This window comes from Geoanaerobacter pelophilus, assembly GCF_018476885.1.
Classification (GTDB): domain Bacteria; phylum Desulfobacterota; class Desulfuromonadia; order Geobacterales; family DSM-12255; genus Geoanaerobacter; species Geoanaerobacter pelophilus.
The window spans coordinates 1-3,100 of record NZ_JAHCVJ010000022.1 but is presented as its reverse complement, the minus strand read 5'-3'; the positions used below and the strand labels follow the sequence as shown (position 1 = coordinate 3,100).

General features: G+C 48.3%; 2 protein-coding genes. Both read left to right on the top strand.

Annotated elements, in window-relative coordinates; translation table 11 throughout:
* Positions 1–263, top strand: a 263-nt coding sequence (locus KI809_RS20325; protein WP_214173434.1) for a hypothetical protein, incomplete at its 5' end; no start/stop codon positions are given.
* Between the two features lie 444 nt (positions 264–707).
* On the top strand, positions 708–3,100 hold a 2,393-nt coding region (locus KI809_RS20320), incomplete at its 3' end, for a CxxxxCH/CxxCH domain c-type cytochrome (protein ID WP_214173433.1).

Here is a 3,100-nt window from a genome sequence, read left to right as displayed (position 1 = left end):
GTAACATCATCCAGAGCACCTTGACCTCCTCGGCTCTGGGGGCTGGCCGTTTCCCTGGTGGTGGATCGCGGTACTCCAATACCCCTGGTTCTTCCCAGAACCCTGGGGGCTGGTGGTTCCAGACTAATAATCCTACCGGAACGACCCAGGGCACTCAGCCTACGGCTGCCTCCTATGGTTCCAGCTGCCACAACACTGGGACCGCCGGAGGTGCGAATTACAACCCGGTCAATCAAAGATGGAACAAGCTGACACCATGGTAGTAGCAAGGCAGGGCGTTTGAAGCGTCCTGCCTAATACCAATCATATCCAGTAAATCATAAGGTCTAAGGCGTGCCGAATCATCCGGCACGCCTTTTTTCGTATTATTTCCCTGATCCTAATCTCAAACTCAAGTTTTCTTATTTCCTAATATTTCAATATTAAGAAATAATATTTGAATTTAATAATTAAATAATTGTTAAATAATTGGTAATAAATTTGCACAAACGAATAGCTATTGTTAATTAATGCAAATAAATTTAATTAAATATTTTTGTAACTAGCTTATTTTACATCAGAAAAAAATTATGGGGATTCGTGAATCATGGGGAATGGCGGGGAAAAGTGGTCTTTTAACAAAATATTTTAATTTAAATTATTGAATATTGCAGGGCTGGATTTTCATTGGCAATGATGAATCTGCATTAACAAGGGGGAGCATGCTTATGCTAGATCTGATTGTGCGAAGTATTTACGGGATCGTGAATTCGCACGCAAAAAACAAGCAGATCCCTAGTGTTGGTGCACTGACAGCCTTACTGATAATTCTTATGTTACTCGTGGCTGATAAGGGACAAGCGGCAAATATTATCCACAAGGCGATAAACTCCGGCGCTCCTGATTTCAAATATGGGACTACCTGGGGCAGTGATTATGCGTGTAGTACCTGTCACCAAAGGGGCACGGCAAATATAAAAAAAATCAGGAATAATATTGTTACCCCACTAGGAATCAGACGAGTAGTTTTCAATAGACTTACCACGGCCGGCAATTATACGAACGGAATTTTCGGCAACGATGAAAGACTGGTCAACCAGAATAACTCCAGCAATATATGTGAGGTTTGCCATCATAAGACAATGTATCACCTGTACAGCTCAAGCAAAGTGGCAAACAGGTCGCATCCCGAACATAAAAGCAACCGAGGAGACTGTACTCAGTGCCATCAGCATGGTAGGGCGTTCGCAAGGCCTAATGCCAAAGATTGCGGCAGCTGCCACGGCAACCCGCCCGTTACAAATTCTGATTACGGCGGCGCTGCCCAAGGGCTTTCAGCGCCGGCAACACTGTTGTTGGGAGGGACTCCTTCAGCACCGCCGGAAAAAATAGGGGCGCATGACCGTCACCGCAACAAGAACGGATTTGAATGCAGCGTCTGCCATAATGGCGACATCGATATCTATCACGGTTACCTGGGGAACGGTTATGTGGAGCTGGGATTCAAGGTTGACCAGGCAACATGGCCACCTTTTACCGGTTCAATAACAGCAGGCACCTTTACCGGATACAGTTCGAACAGCACCAGGGCAAAATATGCAGTAGCTCCCGGCAATCCTGGAACCATTCTGCGTAGTGACGGAAATCTTGCAACAGCAAACACCTGCGCGATTTATTGCCACGGCGACAACTGGAATATCCCTTCAGGTCGCACAGGCCCTTCGGTTTCATGGACACAGGGGCCGCTTGGAAGCTGTGAGAACTCTTCATGTCATGGCTCTTCTGTGCAGAACCCTCCTACTCCTGTTTTCGGAGGGGTCTCAACCGGCGCCCACAAGACTCACGTTGGGAAACTCGGCAATGCTGGTGAGAGATGCGGCTATTGCCACGACAACTACTATTCCTCCAGCATCCACATGGTCAATGGTCATGTAAAGATCAACCTCGCAGCGTTCTCTCCCATAGCCGGTTATAAAGGTTTCAACCAGATGTCCACAGGCTATCTGGCAACTACCGGAAGTTACGGGAACTGTACCGATTTATACTGCCACAGCGCAGTTCAGTCTGATTCAGGCAGATCTACGGGCGGGACATACAAGACAGTTGCATGGGGTGGTGGCTATCTCCTCTGCGGGGAGTGCCATGGCGGACGCCGTACTGATTCTGTCAAGATAAGCACCGGCAGTCATACCACGCATATCAATGATTACCGCTATGGATGCCCTGACTGCCACCTTAATTCCGGCAAGGACAATCCTCTTAAACATGGGGATAGCAACATAGATGTAGCTTTCAGTACAACTTACGGAGGAAGTTATAGCCAGTCTTCAAACCCGGCAGGCAACGGTTACGGGAGCTGTTCAGCCAACTATTGCCACAGCGAGGGTACAGTATTCAGCGGTTCCTATTCACAGTTGGGCTTTGTGGGCTGGACAAGCGGGTCAATGCCGCTTGCCTGTAATGCCTGTCATTCAGGTGGAACAGCAGGCTCAAAAATTGGACCGATCTATTCAGGGATAAAGGCGAACAGCCACAATAAGCATCAGTTCAGCTGCGATAACTGTCACAGCATCATGGTTAATGCATCAGGAACGATAACTAACAAGACGCTTCACGTGAACAAGGCATATGATGTTCTTGCCGGTGGGACGTCATCATTCGATGCCGTTATCGGTAATCCGGTAACAGCAACTACCTGCTCAAACATAAATTGCCATTTCAGCAAATCTGCTACTTGGGGAGCAATAATTGACTGCAATGGCTGCCACGGCAGCGACGCAGTTACTTTGACCAGCAAAAAGCACCCGGCACACCTAAGCCCTGCAGCGAATATCAGCCTTGGGAAAGCCATAGGTTGTGCTGAGTGCCATGCCAAGACCGTGAACATCGATAACGTTACGATCAACAGCCAATCAGTCCACGTCAACGGTATAATGGGCGACTACAGCGGATCAAAAGCGGGGCGTTACACAGCAGCAACCGGCATCTGCAGCAATGTTTACTGCCACAGTGACGGCAAGGGCAAGCAGAATGTGCCGTTCGAAGCAGGCAGCGGTTGGAACTCTGCATACACGATAACCGACTGCAAGCGGTGTCATGGCAACGACACTTCCCCCGACTT